Annotated in this window: 13 protein-coding genes; 6 read left to right on the top strand and 7 right to left on the bottom strand. The window is 70.2% G+C overall.

What is annotated here, in order from left to right:
- Positions 1–24 precede the first annotated feature (24 nt).
- A complete protein-coding gene (locus R2707_15700) occupies positions 25–1398 on the top strand; it encodes an NfeD family protein (GenBank protein ID MEZ5246543.1) in 1374 nt (457 codons plus the stop codon).
- A 5-nt stretch (positions 1399–1403) separates the two neighbouring features.
- Here the strand turns inward: R2707_15700 and R2707_15695 are convergent, their stop codons facing one another.
- Positions 1404–4421: a BTAD domain-containing putative transcriptional regulator gene (locus tag R2707_15695; GenBank protein MEZ5246542.1), complete on the bottom strand. Its 3018-nt coding sequence runs from the start codon at positions 4419–4421 to the stop codon at positions 1404–1406.
- Between the two features lie 238 nt (positions 4422–4659).
- Between R2707_15695 and R2707_15690 the strand changes: the two genes are divergently transcribed.
- Positions 4660–4914, top strand: a complete 255-nt coding sequence (locus R2707_15690; GenBank protein ID MEZ5246541.1) for a WhiB family transcriptional regulator — start codon at positions 4660–4662, stop codon at positions 4912–4914.
- Positions 4915–4919: 5 nt separating this feature from the next.
- Here R2707_15690 and selB read toward each other — a convergent pair whose 3' ends face one another.
- From selB to R2707_15675, 3 genes are read right to left on the bottom strand one after another with little or no spacing between them, the layout of a single operon-like run.
- A complete protein-coding gene (gene selB / locus R2707_15685) occupies positions 4920–6641 on the bottom strand; it encodes a selenocysteine-specific translation elongation factor (GenBank protein MEZ5246540.1) in 1722 nt (573 codons plus the stop codon).
- Between the two features lie 16 nt (positions 6642–6657).
- The gene (selA, locus tag R2707_15680) at positions 6658–7932 is read right to left on the bottom strand and encodes an L-seryl-tRNA(Sec) selenium transferase (GenBank protein MEZ5246539.1); all 1275 of its coding nucleotides are present in this window, start codon (positions 7930–7932) and stop codon (positions 6658–6660) included.
- Positions 7933–7939: 7 nt separating this feature from the next.
- Positions 7940–8992, bottom strand: a complete 1053-nt coding sequence (locus R2707_15675) for a phosphotransferase (GenBank protein MEZ5246538.1) — start codon at positions 8990–8992, stop codon at positions 7940–7942.
- A gap of 39 nt (positions 8993–9031) precedes the next feature.
- Here R2707_15675 and R2707_15670 point away from each other — a divergent pair, with 39 nt between their 5' ends.
- Entirely contained in the window at positions 9032–9556 is a 525-nt protein-coding gene (locus R2707_15670) for an FxsA family protein (GenBank protein ID MEZ5246537.1), read from the top strand.
- 3 nt (positions 9557–9559) lie between these two features.
- Here the strand turns inward: R2707_15670 and R2707_15665 are convergent, their stop codons facing one another.
- Together R2707_15665 and R2707_15660 are read right to left on the bottom strand one after the other, a co-directional pair.
- Entirely contained in the window at positions 9560–11116 is a 1557-nt protein-coding gene (locus tag R2707_15665) for a bifunctional diguanylate cyclase/phosphodiesterase (protein ID MEZ5246536.1), read from the bottom strand.
- A 105-nt stretch (positions 11117–11221) separates the two neighbouring features.
- Positions 11222–12391, bottom strand: coding sequence for an Mrp/NBP35 family ATP-binding protein (locus tag R2707_15660; protein ID MEZ5246535.1), 1170 nt, complete (start codon positions 12389–12391; stop codon positions 11222–11224).
- 128 nt (positions 12392–12519) lie between these two features.
- Between R2707_15660 and erpA the strand changes: the two genes are divergently transcribed.
- The gene (erpA, locus tag R2707_15655; protein ID MEZ5246534.1) at positions 12520–12840 is read left to right on the top strand and encodes an iron-sulfur cluster insertion protein ErpA; all 321 of its coding nucleotides are present in this window, start codon (positions 12520–12522) and stop codon (positions 12838–12840) included.
- A 27-nt stretch (positions 12841–12867) separates the two neighbouring features.
- Complete coding sequence (locus tag R2707_15650) at positions 12868–13824, top strand: alpha/beta hydrolase (protein MEZ5246533.1); 957 nt, start codon at positions 12868–12870, stop codon at positions 13822–13824.
- Here R2707_15650 and R2707_15645 read toward each other — a convergent pair.
- On the bottom strand, positions 13821–14747 hold the full coding sequence (locus tag R2707_15645) for a hypothetical protein (protein MEZ5246532.1): 927 nt from the start codon (positions 14745–14747) through the stop codon (positions 13821–13823). The two genes, R2707_15650 and R2707_15645, sit on opposite strands and share 4 nt — an antisense overlap.
- Positions 14748–14810: 63 nt before the next feature.
- Here R2707_15645 and R2707_15640 point away from each other — a divergent pair, with 63 nt between their 5' ends.
- Positions 14811–16379 (top strand): 2Fe-2S iron-sulfur cluster-binding protein, encoded by a 1569-nt coding sequence (locus R2707_15640; protein MEZ5246531.1) that lies wholly within the window; start codon positions 14811–14813, stop codon positions 16377–16379.
- The last annotated feature ends 1 nt before the right edge of the window (position 16380 follow it).

The raw sequence follows: 16380 nt of genomic DNA, 5'->3' as shown, positions 1-16380 counted from the left end.
CCCTCCTCGAGACGGGTACGCGACATGCGTCGCCGCATCACGCTAGCGGTCACGATGGTCGGCCTTGCGGTCGGCATCCTCGCGTGCACCCCGTCGGCGGGTGCGCAGGAGACGATCATCCAGGAAACCCCCGACACGGGGAGCGACACGGGGAGCGACTCTGCAGTATTCGACTCTGCAGTTTTCGACTCTGCAGTTTTCGACATTGTCCAGGTGTCGGGCTTCGTCGACGAGATCGTGGCCGACTTCATCGAGCAGTCGATCACCGAGGCCGAGGAGGCCGGTTCAGGCGGCGTGATCCTGCAGGTCAACAGTTCGGCGACCGTCATCGACGACGCCCGCGTCATCGAGCTGGCGCGGCGGATCCACGACGCGAGCGTGCCCGTCTACGGCTGGGTCGGGCCGAGTGGTGCCCGGGCCGAGGGCGGTATCGCCCAGCTCATGGCGGTGACCGACCAGATGGGCATCGCCTCGTTCGCCTCGTTCGGCAACACCGGGCAGCTCGTCGTCGGCGAGTTCCTCGACCCCGAGGTCGCCGAGCTGCTCGTCGGGCTCGAGAACACCACGATCTCCGATCTCGATGCCATCGAGCTCGGCCTCATCCAGTACGAGTCACCCACGCTCGCGCTCTTCGCGCTCGGCCCTCAGGTCGGCGACGAGCTGCCCGGGTTCGACAGCGTGATCGACACGTCCAGCGGTGAAGCCGTCCGCGAGATCGCCTCTCCGGTCCGGCTCCGAAAGTTGTCGCTGTTCAAGGGATGGATGCACAGCGTCGCCAGCCCGGCGATGGCCTACCTGTTGTTCCTCATCGGGGCGTCGCTGCTGATCTTCGAGTTCTACACGGCCGGCATCGGCATCGCCGGGGTGGTCGGCGCCGTCTGCTTCATCCTCGGCTGCTATGGCCTCGACGTGTTGCCCACGCGACCCTGGGCGCTCGCGCTGTTGGTGATCGCGATGCTCGGCTATGCCGTGGATGTGCAGACCGGCGTGCCACGGGCCTGGTCGGCCATCGCGACGGGGTGCCTGGTGCTCGGCTCGATCTTCCTCTACGACGGGTTCTCGATCTCGTGGATCACGCTGCTCGTCGGCATCATCGGGGTGGGACTGTCGATGATGAACGGGATGCCGGCCATGATCCGCACCCGGTTCGGCACGCCCACGATCGGCCGTGAGTGGATGATCGGGATGATGGGCGAGGCCGTCACGGAAGTGAAGAAGGACGGCATCGTGATGATCGACGGCGCTCCGTGGCGTGCGATGGTCAACCGGACCACCCCGATCCTTGCCGGCGATCCTGTCCGCGTCGTCGCGATCGAGGGCTTGTGGCTCGAGATCGAACCCGAAGAAGGCGGCGCCCGCGACTATCGCGAGATGCGTCCGAGCGACGACGAGGCCTAGCGCGGTCAGCTGCCGGTGAGGCGGCGTTCGAGCATCGTGGTGAGCTCCTCCACCGGGCCGCCGAGGTCGGCGAGCATGTCGTGGCACCGCTGCATGGCGCGGTGAGCGGCGGCTCGGTCGCCACGTTGGAGGTGGCCGGCGATCAGCGATCGATGCGCCGGTTCTGACCATGGTTCGATCTGGATGGTCCGCGTCGAGAGCGTGATCGCTTCGTCGGTCCGGCCGTGGGCGAGCAGGAGTTCCGCGCCACGTACGGCGGCGCCCACGAAGCGGACATGGAGGCGCTGGCGTTCGAGGTGGAGCCATTCGCCCTCGATCACGCCGGCGAGCAGGTCGCCGCGGTACAGGTCGATCGCTTCGGTGAGGCAGTCGAGGGCGAGGCTCGGTGCGCCGTCGGCTTCGAGCCGGTCCGCCTCGTCGAGCAGCGAGTCGAAACGCCAGACGTCGACACTCAGACGGTCACGGCCGGTCAGTCGCACGCGGTTCCCGTCGGCACGGACGAAGTAGGCGGCGTCGCCACCCACTCTGCCCTCCTCCAGAACGCCGAGGAGGAGGTTGAGCGTCGATCGGAGACTCCGGCGGGCCGCTTCCTCGTTGGCCTCGGGCCACAACGCGGCCATGATCGCGTCGCGGGTCGCGTCGGGGTGGACGACGAGATAGCCGAGGAGCGAACGCACCCGCTCCCGACGCCAGTCCTCGTGTTCGGATTCGACACCGCCGATCTCGAGGCGCTCGGGCCCGAGCACGCGCAGCTCGCGGTGTTCGACGGGCGGCAGCGGCACCGAGGCGAGGATCTCTTTCGCTGCCGCGGCGACGGCGGTCAGCGGGTGGGCGACGAAGTCGCGGAACCGTTCGCGGGCAGGGTCGCCGACGACCTCGAGCAGCCAGTCGGCCGCCGGACGGGCCTCGGGTCTCCCGGCCGCCCACGCCGCACACACGAACTCGCACGACGTGCGCAGGAAGAGCGACGAGACCAGCACCCCGGTGTTGGCCGGCCACTGCACGGAGCGGATGGCGGACAGTTCCCCGGTGAGGTCCATGTCTCGCAGGGCCAGTCCGAGCGAGGTGTCGCGGGTGGGCATCGGCACCACGAGGTCGTCGAAGAGATCCGGTCGGTACCGGGCGATCAGCGCGGTGGAGCCGTTGTAGGAGAGGCGGGTGCTCGGGCCGACCGGGATCCGATCGAGGAGGTCCTCCATCATCTCGCGGGCCTCGACGGTACGGCCTCGTTCGTGTTCGATGAGCAGTGTCGGGAGCGCGAGCGTGATCTCGACCTGGGGGGCGTTCATCTCGCCGGCGAAGCGGGTGGCGAGGGCGAGGTGGTCGGCACCCTCCGACACCCGCCCGGCCCCGGCCAGGACCGCGGCCATCCACGCGTGACAGAGGAAGCGGGCCCGGTCGGATCCGCTCCGTGCTTCCCAGGCGGCGGGGTCGGCGAGCAGCTCCTCGAGGCGCCCGGCCCGCCAGCGGGCGGCGATCGCGATCACTTCGGTACCGCGGATCCCTCCGGCACCCTCGAGGTAGCGGTCGGCGAGGTCGACGTCGGTCTGGCCGAGCAGTTCGAGCGCCTGGAACTCGAGCCAGTCGGTGATCGCCCGGAACCGACCGGTCATCGGCGCGGTTCGGGCCCGGCGGACCGCAGCGAGGATGGCATGGGGGTCGCCCTGGGCGATGCCGACGAACGCAGTGGTGACATCGGTGTAGGGCGTCGCCGCGCTGACACCCCGGTCGGCGAGTTCCTGCATCCGCATGGCGACTCCCATGAGCTCGCCGCTGTCGCGTCGGATGTGGTGCCAGAAGCCGATCTCGGCCGTGGCGTTGACCAGCCCGCGGAGCTCTCCGAGGGCCTCGTAGCCGTCGGCCGCCCGCTGGAAGAGCTCGAGGCAGCGATCGGTGGTCGGATCGATCGCCTGTTCGATCAGCCCCTCGATGTGCAGCGCCAGCGGGTGGCGACGCACGTCGTCGGGCAGCAGCGGCAGCCACCGGCGCAGCACGTCGACATCCTCGACCTGGCCGGAGATCACCGTTTCGTGGAGCGCCCGCAGAACCAGGTCGCTCTGTTGCGTGCGGCACGCGAGATCGACGGCCCGCCCGGCCCGCCCGTCCGCCAGGAGGTGCTCGATCGCGCCGCGCTGGTGGGTCCGGCGGGCGTGCTCGATCTCGGCATCGGTGAAGACCGAGGACCACAGGGCATGGGCCTCGTACCAACCGTCTCGTCGCTGGATCATCGGCAGACTGTCGATCGCGGTCGTCGCGTCGATGCCGGTGAGTGCGGTGAGGAGGGCATCGTCGGCGCCGCCGAGGGCGACGACGAGGGCCAGCACTCGGCGCTGGTCGTCGTCGAGACTGCCGATCACCTCCTGGTCGAGGAACTGGCGTACCGGCCCGGACCGCAGGCCGAGGGCGACCAGCGCCGGCCAGCCGCCGAGCGACTCGATCTCGTCGACCGGACGACCGGCGCGCTCGGCCAGCGCCACGAGCTCGGCGCGGTCGAGGGTCAGGTCGCGTTCCTCGATGCGTTCGACGCGGCCCTGGGCGTCGAGACGGGCCAGCGAGATCGCCGGGTCGAAGCGGCTCGAGAGCAGGACATGGCCGTTGGCGGGGAGATCGGCGATCAACGCCTCGACCAGTTCGGCTCCGCGGGAACCCTCCGGGAGCTCGTGGGCATCGTCGAGGATCAGACAGACCTGGACCGGGGAGGCGGCGGCGATCGCCTCGGCGATGCCGCGCCGCGAGGTGTCGGGCGGCAGGGAGAGCGATTCGGCGATGCCGCGCCGCAAGACGTCGTCGTCGGCATCGGCAGGCTCGCAGCCGACCCAGACGTCGCGTCCGCGCGGCGCAACCAGGTTCTGTTCGACCGCCTGGGCGAGGGCGGTCGTCTTCCCGAAGCCCGCGCTGGCCCGCACGACCACGACGCGGGCCTCGAAGCGGGTGAGCAGGCGGCGCAGCAGCGCAGGGCGGAGCAGCGCGTCGCCGGGATCCGGCGGTCGCGCGCGAAACGGCCTGCTCATGCCAACGTCCATGTGACGGCGACGGTACCTCTCACCCGACCGACGCTGCAGCCGACGTGTCATCGGCGCGTCACCCGACAGCACGTGGTCCTGGGGACATTTCGGCGTCAAGGCACCGGAATCAGTGGCCGATACGAGAAAAACAGAGCGAATCTCACGCGCGGCGTTCGGATTTCGCAAACAACCGCCCAGCGCGGTTGTGACGTCCGTCTCATGTCCGCTAAGCCAACAGTGGAGAACGGGAGTGGATATGGCAGTGCGCAACGTGGGGGTCGACTGGCAGCTGAAGGCGGCGTGTCGAGGACCGCAGGCAACGGTCTTCTTTCCGCCGACCAGCGCGGAGCGGCGAGACGAGAAACGATTCCGTGAACGCAACGCGAAAGCGATCTGTGAAACCTGCTCGGTGCGCGACGACTGTCTGTCCTACGCGCTCACGATCCGGGAGCAGCACGGCATCTGGGGTGGTCTCAGCGAGAGCGAACGGCGCGAACTGCTCACCGTCTGACCAGTTCAGGTGATGCGGGGCAGTCGCGGTCCGGCGATGCGCAGGTCGTCGCGGCGGCGGGTCACGCCGGTGCTGTCGAGATGAGTCACCAGAGGAATCGCGAACTTGCGTGAGGTTCCCCAGGCATCGCGGATGGTTGCGACCGTGACACCGTCGGGTTCGGCGGCGAGCAGTTCGGCGACCACGCGTGCCGCGGCGGCGATGGCCGACGCCGCGAAGTAGACGCCGTCGGCGTCGACCACGTCGCCCCGTCGGACCAGCTCGCGGAGCTCGGCCCGGTCGACGCCGTCGGGATCGGGCGGCGTGAACGGGGCCGCTTCGAGTCGGGCGACGAAGGGATGGTCGGCGAGGGGATCGACGGCATCGGCGATGCGTACGTGGCCACCGTCGAGTTCGAGGCCGTCGATCGTCTCGAGCACGGCCCGTTCGAAGTCGTCGAGAGCGGCGAGGTCGAGACCCAGGGGACCGGCGCCGGTGACGGCGGCTTCGAGTCGGGTCCGGGTCTGGTCCAGCTCCGCGGGGTCGACCGCCCACTTCCCGACGTCGGGGTCGCGGCGGACCCCGGTCAGTCGGAACAACTGGTCGACCTCGACGCGGCCGCGTTCCGCGATCACGCGGTCGACCGAGCGGTCGGGCACGGCCTTGGCCGCGGCGAGCTGTGGATCGATGTCGAGGATCTCGCCACCGCCGAGCGTCTCGCCGCGTCCCGACTCGCGCAGGATGAACCGGTCGCCGGGGAGCAGCGGCAGCCCCACCGGCAGGTGGACACGCACTGCGCCGGTGGCGCCGGGCGGGATCTCCGACGGGCCGAGCACACGCACCCGCGCCGGATACTCGCCCGAGCCGATGTAGGCGACGTGGGCACCCCGCCGGGTGACCGGATGATCGAGCGCGTCGAGGACCTCGAGTCTGCCGTCGAAGCGATCGGTGACGTGCCACTGGTCGGCCTTGACCAACACGTCGCCCCGCCGGAGCCGGTCGTGGCTGACGCCGGTGAGGTTGACGGCGACCCGATTGCCCGGGCCGACCTTCGTGCGCTCGGCATGGAGGCTCTGCAGGGCACGGATCCGGACGTTCTCGCCCAGAGGGAGCACGCGGAGTTCGTCGTCGACGCGGATGAGACCGCCGGTGAGCGTGCCCGTCACCACGGTGCCGGAACCCTTCGCGGCGAAGACCCTGTCGATCCACAACCGGGGCCGGGCGTGATCGGCCGCGGTCGGGGTGTGGTCGAGCAGATCGTCGAGTGCAGCTCGCAGGGTCTCGACACCGGTGCCGTCGAGGGCGTCGACCTCGACGATGGGCGCATCGGCGAGGAAGGTTCCGGCGACCCGGTCGGCGATCTCGAGTGCGGCGAGTTCCCGCAGCTCCTCGTCGGCGAGCCCGACCTTGGTCAGGGCGACCAGGCCGTGGCGGATCCCGAGCAGTGACAGGATCCGGAGGTGCTCCTCGGACTGGGGCTTCCAGCCCTCGGTCGCTGCGACCACGAAGACGCAGGCGTCGACGCTGCCGACCCCGGCCAGCATGTTCTTGAGGAAGCGGACATGTCCGGGGACATCGATGAACGCCACCCCGCGGCCGGAGGGGAGTTGGGCCGAAGCGAACCCGAGATCGATCGTGAGGCCCCGTTCCTTCTCCTCGGCGAGGCGATCCGGGTCGGTGCCGGTGAGTGCCTTGACGAGGGTGGACTTCCCGTGATCGACGTGGCCGGCGGTGGCGAGAACGTGCATCAGCGAATCGGGTGCATCAGCAGTCGCGCAGCGCGGCTGCGACCTCGGCGTCGTCGTCGGGATCGACGGCGCGCAGGTCGACGATCGTGCGTCCGTCGACGACCCTGGCGATGAGCGGCCGCGGCCGCCGACGGAGGGCGTCGCGATGGTCGCCGTCGACGGCGACACCGGCCGACGGGATCGCGACCTCGGGCAGGGTGCCGCCGCCGGGGGTGGCCTCCGTGTCGATGACCGTGCCGACGCCGAGTGCGGCGGCGCGGGCCCGGAGCTCGTCGACCGACCGCGCGGCCATCCGCCAGAACGGGATGGCATCGCCGTCGCCGGCCAGGTAGGCGAGCGCCGTCGCCTGGAGTGCACCCAACACGAGCGACCCCGGCCGCAAGGCCCGGGCGAGGGGATGACGAGCGATGGTCGCGATCAGGTCGCCCCGCCCGGCGATGATGCCGGCCTGGGGGCCGCCGAAGAGCTTGTCGCCCGAGAAGGTGACGAGGTCGGCGCCGGCTTCGAGGGTCTGCCGGGCGGCCGGTTCCTCGGCCAGCCAGCCGGGCGGACCCGACGCCAGCCATCCGCAGCGCGAGTCGAGCAGCCCCGACCCGATGTCGGCGACCAGCGGCCGGTCGATGGTGGCGAGTTCGGCGGTGCGGGGTGCCTCGGTGAAGCCGACGATCTTGTAGTTCGACTGGTGGACCTGGAGGATCACCCCGGCCTCGTCGCCGTGTTCGGCGACGGCTCGCTCGAAGTCGGCGAGACGGGTGCGATTGGTCGTGCCGACCTCGATGAGGCGGGCCCCCGACCGTTCCATCACCTCGGGCACGCGGAACCCGCCGCCGATCTCGACGAGTTCACTGCGCGAGACCACCACGCCGCGGCCCTCCGCGAGTCCGGCGAGCACGAGCATGAGGGCCGCCGCACAGTTGTTGACGACGAGGGCCGCCTCGGCCCCGCAGGCCCGGGCGATGAGGGCCGGAGCGGTCGCCATGCGCGAGCCGCGTTCGCCGGTCGTGAGATCGAGCTCGAGGTTCGAGTAGGTGGCCGCCTGTTCCCAGGCGACGGGGGCGCGCCCGAGGTTGGTGTGGAGGAGGGTGCCGGTGCCGTTGATCACCGGGGTGAGCATCTGGCGGGCCCGAGCCATCGCGATGTCGCGGGCCGCAGCGGGGACGCCGTCGGCGACCGCGGCTCGGGCCGCGTCGACCAGGAGCGGATGGGGGAGCCCGACATCGGCGATCGAGCGCGCCAGCTTGTCGACCGACGGCGGACGGTTGGGTTCGGCTGGACCAGGCGAAGGCGACACGGCTGCTTCAGCCTAGGAGGCGGACGTGGTCGGCCACCGCCGCGAGACCGCGTTCGGCGTTGCGACGCAGGAACTCGGCGCCGCGTTCGTCGGTCGGGGCCACCACCGCGAGTGCGCTGACGGGGTTGGGCAGGTTCATCATGTGGCCCAGGCGGTAGTCGCGCCAGAGTGCCTCGAGCGTCACGTCGACGCCGGCGGCCCCGAGGGTGGCCCGGTAGCGCTCGATCAGTTCGGGTTCGAGGCGGCGACGGTCCTCGGTACGCAACGAACCGGCACAGAAGAAGGCGACGTCGTAGACCCCCCGTCCGTGGGTCGCGAGCTGGAAGTCGAGCGGGACCGCACGCGAGTCCGGCCCGAAGAGGAAGTTGTCGAGGCGGGCGTCACCGTGCACGAGCGTCCGGTCGCCCCCGGCGAACTCCCTGACCGCGGGGTCGAACCATGCCCGGGCCCGGTGGGCGGCATCGTCGATGTCGGAGGTGACGCCGCCGAGGCGAGCGACGCACATGTCCCACGTGAGGTCGAAGATGTGGCCGTAGCCGCTGACGGCCGGATCGGTGGTGTCGGGCAACCAGGACAGTTCGGCGAGGCGGGGGTCGTTCCAGAACGCCGCGTGCCATTCGGCGAGGGCGGTGACCGTCGCGAAGGCCTGGGCATCGGTCGCCCCCGCGACGCTGTCGCCGGATTCGTGATCGTGGAGGTCTTCGAGGAGGAGCCAGCCCCGGCCGGTCGCTTCGTTCCAGCCCTGCGCGAGCGCACGCGGCGCGGCCGCGTGTTCCCACGGCCGCAGGTCTCGGTAGACGCCGGCTTCGCGTCGGTCGTACCCGAAGCGGTCCACGATCTCCCGGTTGGCTGCGATCGCGGTCGGGAGCTTGGCGATGATCGACGCCGGACCGTCGCCGTCGCCCCACGTGAGATGGACGCGGGCGATCGTGCCGAGGAAGCCGGCGCCGTCGTCGACGGTGTCGACGCGCGCGTCGATGACATGGCCGGTAGCGGCCCCGGACTCGACCAGGGCGGGACCGATGCGGTCGGCCCGCAGGTCGCCGAGGTCAGTGAACATGAGGGTCGATGAACATCGGGCCCAGCCTAGGATGGGCGGGTGTTCCGCTTCCTGGTGATCGCGTTCATCATCGTTCCGATCATCGAGATCTACCTGATCGTGCAGGTCGATGCGGCGATCGGCGGGTGGGAAACCCTCGGGTTGCTGGTGCTCGACAGTGTGATCGGGGCGTGGCTCGTCCGTCGGGAGGGGTTCTCGATCCTGGCCCGGGTCCAGGGCGCGCTCGGGCGCGGTGACCTGCCCACCAACGAGCTGATCGACGGGATGCTGGTGCTGTTCGCCGGTGCGCTCATGCTCACACCGGGGTTCCTGACCGACGGCCTCGGCTTCGTGCTCCTGCTCCCGCCGACACGGGCAGTGGTGCGCAACGTCCTCAAGGCCCGGTTCGCGGGCCGCATCAGTGTCGGCGGTGGTGCCTACGGTGCGCCGTTCGGCGCGGGCTTCGGGGGCTCGGGGTTCACCGACGTTCGTTGGGCCGACGTGACCCGCGACGACGGTGACAACCGTGACGACGATGACGACGGCCCGCCGGGCGCGATCGAGTTGGGCCCGACCTCGGAGTGAGCGTCAGACCCGTGCGGCGATGAGCGCGTGGAGCTGCACGGCGTCGAGCGGGGGTGCGAACAGGTACCCCTGGGCGTAGCGGCAGCCGAGCTGGCGCACCGCGACGAGGTCCTCTTCGGTTTCGACGCCGACTGCGCATGCGTCGAGCGAGCGGTCGAGGATGCCGCCGATCACGAGTTCGGCGCGTGCTCGGCCCCGTTCGCCATGGATGCCGTGGACCAGGCGTTTGTCGAGCTTGATCAGATCGACGCCGTCGGGCACGACCATGTCGGCATCGCTCGCCCCGATGAACTCGTCGATCGCGACGACCACCCCGAGGGCTCGCAGCTGGGTGACGAGTCGGATGGCGGCGCCCTTGCGATCGAGAATCGAGCGATTGATCTCGAGGTGGAGTCGGTCGGCCGGGAAGTTCGCGGCGTTCAGCGTGCGGGCGAGGGCGAGAGGGAAGCGACTGTCGCCCAGCTGGCGGTCCGACACGTTCACCGACAAGAACAGCGGCTCGTCCGTTTCCGGGAGATCGCGGATCGCGCAGGCGGCCCGCTCCAGGACCGTTTCCTCGATCCGACGGATCAGGCCGCCGTCCTCTGCGGCCTCGACGAGTTCGCGGGGGTTCAGGTGCCGTCCGTCGCCGCCGATGATGCGCAACAGCGCTTCGACCCCGACGATCTGCCGGGACTCGGTCTCGACGATCGGCTGGTAGTGGACGTGGATGCCGTCCTCGTCGAGCGCCCGGCGGAGCTGCTGATCGACCGTGATCCGTCGTTCGGCTCTCGTGCGGAGGTCTTCGTCGAAGACCTCGCAGCGGTCGCGTCCGAGTCCCTTGGCCTGATAGAGCGCAGTCTCGGCCTCGCGCATCATGTCCTCGGCGCCTCGATCGGCGCGACCGATCGCGATGCCGACAGAGACGGTGAGCCCGGCGAGTGGGCTGTCGATCCGGACGTTCGTGCACGCGGCGCGGAACCGTTCGGCGATGGTCATGGCTTCGGCGATGCCGAACACCTCGGGGCAGATGACGGTGAACTCGTCGCCGCCGAGTCGGCAAAGGGTGTCGTCGGGGCGGAGTTGTTCCGCGAGCCCGGCAGCAAGGGTTCGCAGCGCGTCGTCGCCGGCGTCGAATCCCCGCGAGTCGTTGACGGTCTTGAACCGATCGATGTCGATGGAGAAGACGCCGACGCTGTGCTCGGCGTTGAGCGAGTGCTGCAGGGCCGAGTCGAGAGCCTCGAGGGCGTAGGCGCGTCCGGGCAGGCCGGTGAGCGGGTCGATCGCGATCGTCTCGGAGTGGTTGCCCACCAGCGTGGTCGCGCCGTTCTCGTTGCCGAGGACGACGACCTTCACGTCGCGGGTGGTTCCGTCGGTGTCGGCTGCTCGAGCGAGGATCGTCGTACCGAAACCGACGCCGCGTGATTCGGCAACCCGGAGCATGGTGGCGACGGCGACGATGTCGTCAGGGTGCATGCCCTCGGGCAGGCCCAGGGAGCGCAGGCGTTGTTCGAGGGCTTCCGGGTCGCCGACCTCGCGGACGCGGGTCGCTGCCGCGACTCGACGGTTCCAGGCCGTCATGTCGGTTCCGAGGTGGGGTGCACATCGTCACAATCGGCAGCCATGGCTACCGAGTTAATGAGATGGGTGACGAATGAGATGGGTGACGAACAGGGCGCGGTGGCGCTAGTCGAGATCCAGGCCGTCGAGGGCCGCGACCGCGGCATCGAGCATGCGGGCGCTGCAGCCGGCCATCTCGACGGGCGGCACGTGTTCCTCGGCGATCGCCTTGGCGATTGACCGGATCACTTCGGCCGCGGGGCTGTTGCTCAGTACCGCCGGCTCGCCGGTGTCGCCGCCTTCGCTGACCGCCGGTTCGATCGGCACCGCGCCGAGGAGGGGAACCCCGATGTCGTCGGCCAGCGCCTGGCCGCCACCGCTCCCGAACAGGGCATGGCGCGAACCGTCGGGGGCGATGAACTCGCTCATGTTCTCGATCACGCCGACGATGCGGAGATAGTTCTTCCGACCCATGTCGGCAACCCGGGCTGCGACCTTCTGGGCATTGCCCGCCGGCGTGGTCACGATGATCATCTCGGCGCGGGGCAGCATCTTCGCGAGCCCCATCTGCACGTCGCCAGTTCCCGGCGGCATGTCGATCAGGAGATAGTCGAGATCATCGGACCAGGCGACGTCCTGGCAGAAATGTTGCACGGCCCGGTTGAGCATGAGACCCCGCCACATGAGCGCCGAGTCCTGCTGGGCGACGAGGAAGCCCATCGAGACGATCTCGAGACGTCCGGAGCCGATCTCTCTGATCAGCGGCTTGATCTTGCCCTCCGCGGCGAGGAGGTCGCCGTCGACCCCGAGCATGCGCGGTACGGAGAACCCCCAGATGTCGGCGTCCATCACGCCGACGGAGAAGCCGGTCTCGGCCAGCGCTGCTGCGAGATTGGTGGTCATCGAGGACTTGCCGACCCCGCCCTTGCCGGAGGCGATCATGATGACCTTGGTGGTCGGCGGGACCGCGGTGTCGGGCTCGTCCTGGCTCACATTGAAACGAGCCTTCGCCATGGCCGCGCTGCGTTCCTCCTGCGTGAGTTCGCCCCAACTGATCGTGACCCGGGTGACGCCGGGAAGGGTGGTGATCCGGCTGCGGATGTCTTTTTGGATCTGGGCCCGCAGCGGACAGCCACTCGTCGTCAGCGCGATGTCGAGGTGCACGTGGCCGGCCTCGTCGACCTTCGCGCCCTTGGCCATGCCCAACTCGACGATGTCGGAGCCGAGTTCGGGGTCGATGACGCCGCGCAGCAGACCCATCACGTAGTCGGGTGTCGGAGGTGCGGTCGTTGCCACACGGTCAGGGTACCGGCGCTCGTGGGTCGACCTGACGAGGCAATGGCGGCGACGCGAAGGGGCCGAGGGAACAGAGCCGGGTACACTTCGGTTCTGTCGTACCCCATCCGAGTTTTGGAGTAGCCGAGATGATCACCCTCACCGAGCAAGCCGTTTCCAAGGTCGACGAACTCATCAGCGCCGAAGGCGACGAGGGTCTCGCACTGCGTGTGGCCGTGCGCCCGGGTGGGTGTTCGGGCTTCAGCTACGAGATGTTCTTCGACACCGACCGTGCCGCCGACGACATGGTGACGACCTTCGGCAATGTCGAGGTCGTCGTCGATCCGTCGTCCGCCCAGCTCCTCGAGGGAGCCACTCTCGACTACAAGGACGGGCTGCAGGACGCCGGCTTCGCGATCGACAACCCCAACGCCCAGCGCACGTGCGGCTGCGGCCAGAGCTTCAGCTGACGCACGCCGTTGGCTAGGTTGCGCTCCATGACGGAGCGCAACTACGACCCCGAGCTCGCCGAGGTGATCGGCCTGCTTCCCGCAAGCGTCGAGTGGGGCCCGCCCGAGTCGATGCCGGCGGCTCGCGCCGCCCAATCCTCCTGGGCACCCCCGGTCGAGCCGCGCGCCGACGTCGTTCGTGAGGATCGGCTGGTTCCGGGCCGCGCCGGTGATCCCGATGTCGCGATCCGCATCTACCGACCCGCCGCGCCGCCCGAAGGGGCGATGCCGGGCGTGTTCGAGATCCACGGCGGCGGTTTCATCATCGGCGACCTCGCGATGATGGACGCGTTCTGCGACGCCGTGGCGGCGGGGTTTCCCGCCGTCGTCGTGAGCGTCGACTACCGACTCGCGCCGGAGGACCCGTACCCGGCCGGCGTCGAGGACTGCTACGCCGCACTCGCCTGGTTCGCCGACAACGCGGCCGAGTTGGGCGTCGACCCGTCCCGTATCGCCATCGCGGGGCAGAGCGCGGGCGGCGGGCTCGCCGCAGCGACGGCACTGCTGGCCCGAGATCGTGGCGGCCCCGATCTCTGCTTCCAGCTCCTCGACATCCCCGAGCTCGACGACCGTCTCGACACCCCGTCGATGCATCAGTTCGTCGACACCCCCCTGTGGAACCGGCCCAACGCGATTCGTAGCTGGAGCTGGTATCTCGGCTCCGACGACGCCCCGGGTTCCGACGACGTGTCGTACTACGCGGCGCCCGCTCGGTGCGAGGACCTGTCCGGTCTCCCGCCCGCGTTCGTTGCCGTCATGGAGTTCGATCCGCTCCGAGACGAGGGGATCATCTACGCGATGCGTCTGCTCGAAGCCGGCGTGTCGACCGAGCTCCACGCCTATCCGGGCACGTTCCACGGGTCGGGTCTGGTGACGACGGCCCAGGTGTCGAAGCGCCACGCCCGCGACGGCATGGACGCGTTGCGACGGGCCCTGCTGTCCTAGACCAGTGCGAGCGCCTCGGCGAGCTCGGAGCCGTCGTAGACGGCGTCGAGCCGGCGAAGGATGACGCCGTCGGTCCCGACCACGAAGAGCACCGGCTCGTAGGGGAGTTCGTAGGCGTTGACGATGTCGGTCAGGCTGCCACCCGTCCCGCTGGCCAGGCCCTCGTCGTTGAAGGGGTCGACATAGACCTCGGCATGGATCACCCGGAGGTCGTCGCGTTCCGCGGTGGCATCGATCAGGAGATCGATCACCGGCCCACAGATCGCGGTCTGGCAAAAGCCCGGCGTCGCGATGCTGAGGATCGTCGGCCGGTCGCCGGCTGCGAGCGCGTCGACCAGGTCGGTGTCGTGGAACGGACAGGGGTCGACCCGGGTGCAGATCGGATCGACGCCGGCCGGGTCGGCGCTCGTGGCCGTGGGGATGGGTGGGAGCAGGTCGCCGGGTTGCGGGATCGCCGTCTCGCCGGGTTCGAGCACCAGGAACTCGTGTTCGCTCGTGCCCGCGTCGTTCGTGAGAACCGTGCGGTAGACCCCCGCGGCCGGGGGTGTGAAGAAGATCGAGTAGTAGGGGGTGGGCACGCCGAGATCGCGGCGGACGCTGACGCCACCGGCGATCGTGGTGCCGGCGTCGTCGACGACCTCGAGCCGGATCTCGTCGGGTGCGTTGCGGCGCATGATGCCGTTGCCGTCGTTGAGCACGTAGGCCACTCGGTGTTCGACCGAATGCACGAACGGCGACGGGGACGCGAGGCCATCGGCGAAGGACGGAACGAGCAGGGGAGTGGCGAGCGGCTCCGCCGTCGTGGTGGTCGTGGAGGTTGCCGCCGTGTCGTCGCCACAGGCGGCGAGGAGGCTTCCTGCGCCGGCGAGACCGGCCGCCCCGGCGGCGCCGATGATGAACGTTCGACGGTCGAGCACACCCATGCCGATGACGCTAACCGGCGCACGCGGGCAACCTCCTCTCGGCGTCCCGCTAGCGTTCGCCCGATGTCGGAAGCCATGAAGCTCAGCGTCGACGGGGCGACCGTGGAGGTCGTCGACGACACCGCGACGCTGCTCGACGTGCTGCGTGACGTCGCCGGAGTGACATCGGTGAAGGACGGATGCAGCCCCCAGGGACAGTGTGGCTGCTGCACGGTCCTGGTCGACGGCCAGCCGAGGGTGTCGTGCGTGACACCCGTTCGCCGGGTGCGAGACCGCGAGATCACCACGGTCGACGGCCTGGCCGACGACGTCCGCTCGGCCTGGGGCGACGCGTTCGCCGCGACGGGCGGAAGTCAGTGCGGGTTCTGCACCCCCGGCATCATCTGCCGGTTCGAGGGGCTGCGGGCCAAGGCGACCGACCACGACGACCGCGACGCGGCGGGCAAGGCGCTGCAGGCGCACCTCTGTCGATGCACGGGTTGGCAGCCGGTCGTCGATGCCTGGGTGGCCTTCGGCGCGCCGGCCCCCGCAGGCGGCCCCGGAGCGGTGGCGCGGGCGGCACTCGAGGGCGGCGTCGCCCAGGCGATCGGCCCCGACGTGGCCCTGGGCCGCGGCGGGTTCGCCGACGACACCGCGCCCGCCGATGCGTTGGTCGCCGTGCCCGACGGCGATGGATGGGTGGTCGCCGAGACCCGGGCCGAGGCGCTGCGGCTCGCCGGCAAGGTGCAGGGCCGTCGGACCACGGCCGACTTCGAACCGCCGATAGAGCTGCCGGCCGGCGACTGGGTCCGCACCCTGCGGACGTCGTGGGTCGAGCCCGGCTACCTCGAGACCGACGCCTCGTGGTGCGCTCCCGGGGGTGAGCCGACGTCGCCGCTGGCGAACGGCGGTGCCTTCGGGGCGAAGGAGACGAGCGAGGTGGGCGCCGTTGCTCGGCGTCTCGCCAACGAACACGGGCGCCCGGTGCGGGTCCTTTACTCGCGTGAGGACGCCGTGCGGCGAGGCCCCAAGCGACCGCCGATCGCGGCGGGCATCCGGGCCGACGGCACCGGGATCATCCGGGTGGCCCGCACCACCGGGATCGCCGAGGCGATCCGTTCCGTGGCCCCCGGGTTGGTCGTCGAGGAGGTCGACGTGGCCGGTCCGCCGACGAGCGCGGCCATCCGCGGTGCGGGCTGGGTCGAGGCACTCGTGGTGCGAGCGTCGCTCGACCCCGCGCCGAGCTGGATCACCGCGCCCGGTGGGGGAGCGGCGCTGGCGACGATCGTCGACGACGGTGCGATCGACGTGCGGGTGCGGGCCGGCGATCCGCTCGACGAGACCGTCCTGCGGTCCTATTGCACCGGTGCCGCCCACATGGGTCTGTCGTGGGTGACGAGCGAGTCGCTCGGTGTCGACCAACACGGCGAGATCCACGATCTCACGATCCGCAGTTTCGGCATCCTGCGGGCGATCGACACGCCCCGGATCGACATCGTCGTGGAGGAGACTCCGGGCGAGCCGGTCGCGGTCAGCGATGCCGTGTTCGCCGCTGTCGCTGCTGCGGCGTGGCGGGCGGCCGCCTTCGCCGGTGTGTGGCCGGTCGGGGTGGCGCTCCTCGACCGGGATGCCCATCCGTCGAGCGTAGGGTGAC

The organism is Acidimicrobiales bacterium, assembly GCA_041394245.1.
GTDB lineage: Bacteria > Actinomycetota > Acidimicrobiia > Acidimicrobiales > Aldehydirespiratoraceae > JAJRXC01.
The sequence above is the reverse complement of the archived record's forward strand: the minus strand, read 5'-3'. Positions and strand labels throughout refer to the sequence as shown.

Excerpts from the sequence above, each read along its gene's own strand:
- R2707_15700 (MEZ5246543.1), top strand. The coding sequence starts at position 25 with ATGCGTCGCCGCATCACGCTAGCGGTCACGATGGTCGGCCTTGCGGTC.
- R2707_15695 (MEZ5246542.1), bottom strand. The coding sequence starts at position 4,421 with ATGGACGTTGGCATGAGCAGGCCGTTTCGCGCGCGACCGCCGGATCCC.
- R2707_15690 (MEZ5246541.1), top strand. The coding sequence starts at position 4,660 with ATGGCAGTGCGCAACGTGGGGGTCGACTGGCAGCTGAAGGCGGCGTGT.
- selB (MEZ5246540.1), bottom strand. The coding sequence starts at position 6,641 with ATGCACGTTCTCGCCACCGCCGGCCACGTCGATCACGGGAAGTCCACC.
- R2707_15675 (MEZ5246538.1), bottom strand. The coding sequence starts at position 8,992 with ATGTTCACTGACCTCGGCGACCTGCGGGCCGACCGCATCGGTCCCGCC.
- R2707_15665 (MEZ5246536.1), bottom strand. The coding sequence starts at position 11,116 with ATGACGGCCTGGAACCGTCGAGTCGCGGCAGCGACCCGCGTCCGCGAG.
- erpA (MEZ5246534.1), top strand. The coding sequence starts at position 12,520 with ATGATCACCCTCACCGAGCAAGCCGTTTCCAAGGTCGACGAACTCATC.
- R2707_15650 (MEZ5246533.1), top strand. The coding sequence starts at position 12,868 with ATGACGGAGCGCAACTACGACCCCGAGCTCGCCGAGGTGATCGGCCTG.
- R2707_15645 (MEZ5246532.1), bottom strand. The coding sequence starts at position 14,747 with ATGGGTGTGCTCGACCGTCGAACGTTCATCATCGGCGCCGCCGGGGCG.
- R2707_15640 (MEZ5246531.1), top strand. The coding sequence starts at position 14,811 with ATGTCGGAAGCCATGAAGCTCAGCGTCGACGGGGCGACCGTGGAGGTC.